Source organism: Megasphaera sp. DJF_B143 (assembly GCF_900320625.1).
Classification (GTDB): domain Bacteria; phylum Bacillota; class Negativicutes; order Veillonellales; family Megasphaeraceae; genus Megasphaera; species Megasphaera hexanoica.
Window position 1 is genome coordinate 1 of record NZ_ONTA01000115.1, and the last position, 2,716, is coordinate 2,716.

A 2,716-nucleotide genomic window follows, 5' to 3' on the forward strand; every position below is an offset into this window, starting at 1 on the left:
ACAAAGGTCCGTAATGATTTTTTATTAGAAATTGTTATGAATCAATGATGCATTTATTTATGAAAGCGTGGGATACTTATGATGAAAAAGAAAGTATTGACACTCGTTGCTGCTGCAGCGTGCGTATCTTCGTTTGCGTTTGCAACTCCGCAGACACAGTTTGAACAGGGCCAGTGGCAGATTGACCTCGGCGCCTGGAATCCGAAGGCTGAAGCAGATTCTTCCAACTGGTATGGTGGTAGTGGAGATGTAAGCTCTGATTCCAAATGGAATTTCCAGGGCGGTCTTTCCTATGCATTTACGGACAAACTGGCCTTGCAGTATAACTACTACGGCCTGAAGACCGATTATAAGGGTGAACGTGCTACCGACGGTGACGAACACGAAGTCAACCTCGTCTATGGCCTCAATAAAAACTTTGCCGTATTCGCCGGCTGGAACCGTATCAATAACGACCTCGGCGGTTGGAGTGACACCAATAACGTAGCTCAGATCGGCCTTATCGCCAAAGCACCGCTTGCCAAGAATTTCGACATCTATGCCAAAGGCGCTCTCGGAACGAAGAGCACATCCATGTGGGAAGCCGGCCTCGGCTACAGCATTACGCCGGATCTCGACATCAACGCCGGGTACCGTTACCTTAACACGAAACTGGCTGACAAAGGTGATATGCCTGGTCTGAAAGATGATGCCAATATTTCCTATAAAGGCTTCATCGCCGGCTTGTCCTACCGCTTCGGCGGCGGCCATAAAGCAGCTCCTGTAGAAGAAGCACCGGCTCCTGTCTATGAAGCTCCGGCACCGGCTCCTGTAGAAGCTCCGCATGTATACAATGATTACTATCTCGACAGCATCCACTTCGGTTTCGATGAAGATCAGCCGCTGGCTTCTGAACAGGGCAAACTGGACAACTTCGTATCCGTTGCCAAAGCTAACCCGACAGAACAGTTCAAACTGACGGGGAATACAGACTCTAAGGGCAGCGATGCATACAACACGGATCTTTCCAAACGCCGTGTAGATAATGTAGCCCAGTATGCTGTCAATAATGGCGTACCGGCTTCTCAGATGATCCTGGATTACAAATCCTTCCATGATCCTGTATCCAGCAACGACACGGATCAGGGCCGTGCTGACAACCGCCGCGTTGATATCTGGGAACACAAATAAAAATACGATGTACTCAAAAGGCCTGCCTATTGACAGGCCTTTTTTATGCTGATTTTACAATGTAAAAATGCTTGCTATTTTTCCATTTATACGATATAATTACATAGCTAACAGAATAAAAGTACTGGTGCGTGGCAATCCGTCGGGACTTGTGCAATGGAAACCTATGAACCTCGTCAGGTCCGAGAGGAAGCAGCGATAAGTAGTCATTTCCATGTGCCATGAGGCAACCTGACGGGTTGTCATACACGAGTACTTTTCAGTTGGTCAAAGCAGCTATGCCGTTAGCTGCTTTTTTTTACATCTTTCCGAAAGGACTATCATGGCATATATTGCGCTATATCGTAAATGGCGTCCCAAAACCTTTGAAGACGTAGTGGGTCAGCGCCAGATTACGGAAACTCTGCAAAAAGCAATAGATACGGATAAAGTAGCTCATGCCTACCTGTTTTCCGGTCCCCGTGGCACAGGTAAGACCAGTACGGCTAAAATCTTTGCCCGGGCCATGAATTGTGTCCATGGGCCGACGTCCCACCCATGCAATACGTGCGATGTATGCCGCCATATCCTTGCCGGGGAATCCCTCGATGTCATAGAAATCGACGCGGCATCCAATCGCAGTATTGAAGATATACGGAATTTGCGGGAAACGATTAAATTTATGCCGGCTGAAGGACGCAAAAAGATTTACATTATTGATGAAGTGCACATGCTGACGACAGAAGCCTTCAATGCGCTTCTAAAGACACTGGAAGAACCGCCGGCCCATGTGATTTTTATCCTGGCCACGACAGAACCGGAAAAAATTCCGATGACCATCCTGTCCCGCTGTCAGCGTTATGAATTTCGCCGCATTACCAGTCAGGATATAGCAGAACGGATTCTTTATATAGCCGATAAAGAGCATATTGATATTAGCAAGGGAGCTGCCCATATCCTTTCCGTGCAGGCAGACGGTGGCATGCGCGATGCTCTGAGTCTTCTGGACCAGTGTGTCAGCAATGCTGATGGGACTATCGATGAAACCCTGGTCCGGAATCTTCTGGGGCTGGTTGGCCGGGACTGGTTGTTTTCCCTGGCCGATGCCGTATTTTCCCATAAGGGAGATGTCATCATCAGTGCCGTCGATGATATTGTCCGCATGGGAAAAGAACCCCGGGTCATACTGACTGAATTATTGGAACATCTGCGGGCGCTCATGCTGTATCAGGCAGCGCCTGAATCAGATACACTTTCGGCATATGCCGATTCGATGAAAGAACTGGCAGAACAGGCAGGACGCGTCGAACCGGGACAGGTTTTCCGCATTCTCGGAGTGCTTCAGGAAGCACTCATGACGGCAAAAAATTCGCCGGCACCGCGTGTTGCCGTGGAAATGGGGCTGCTCATGGCCAGCCAGGTAGGAAGCACCAGTACTCATGCCGTATCGGATACCTCGGCAGGTGCGGCGCAGATCCAGGCACTGACCGACCGGGTGACGCGGCTGGAACAAGCCTTATGCCAGATCAGGGTGCCAGCGGGAAGTACTAAAAAAGAAAGAGAAGAA

General features: G+C 49.3%; 2 protein-coding genes and 1 other RNA gene. All 3 read left to right on the forward strand.

All coding sequences use genetic code 11. The annotated features are described in order from the left end of the window. The first annotated feature begins 78 nt into the window (after window positions 1-78). Window positions 79-1,170, forward strand: coding sequence for an outer membrane beta-barrel protein (locus DBO31_RS03425; RefSeq protein ID WP_150824445.1), 1,092 nt, complete (start codon window positions 79-81; stop codon window positions 1,168-1,170). Between the two features lie 140 nt (window positions 1,171-1,310). Next, an RNA gene (ffs, locus tag DBO31_RS03430) (signal recognition particle sRNA small type) lies at window positions 1,311-1,410 on the forward strand. A gap of 82 nt (window positions 1,411-1,492) precedes the next feature. Beyond that, window positions 1,493-2,716: DNA polymerase III subunit gamma/tau (gene dnaX, locus DBO31_RS03435; RefSeq protein ID WP_150824446.1), on the forward strand; the 1,224-nt coding region annotated here is incomplete at its 3' end.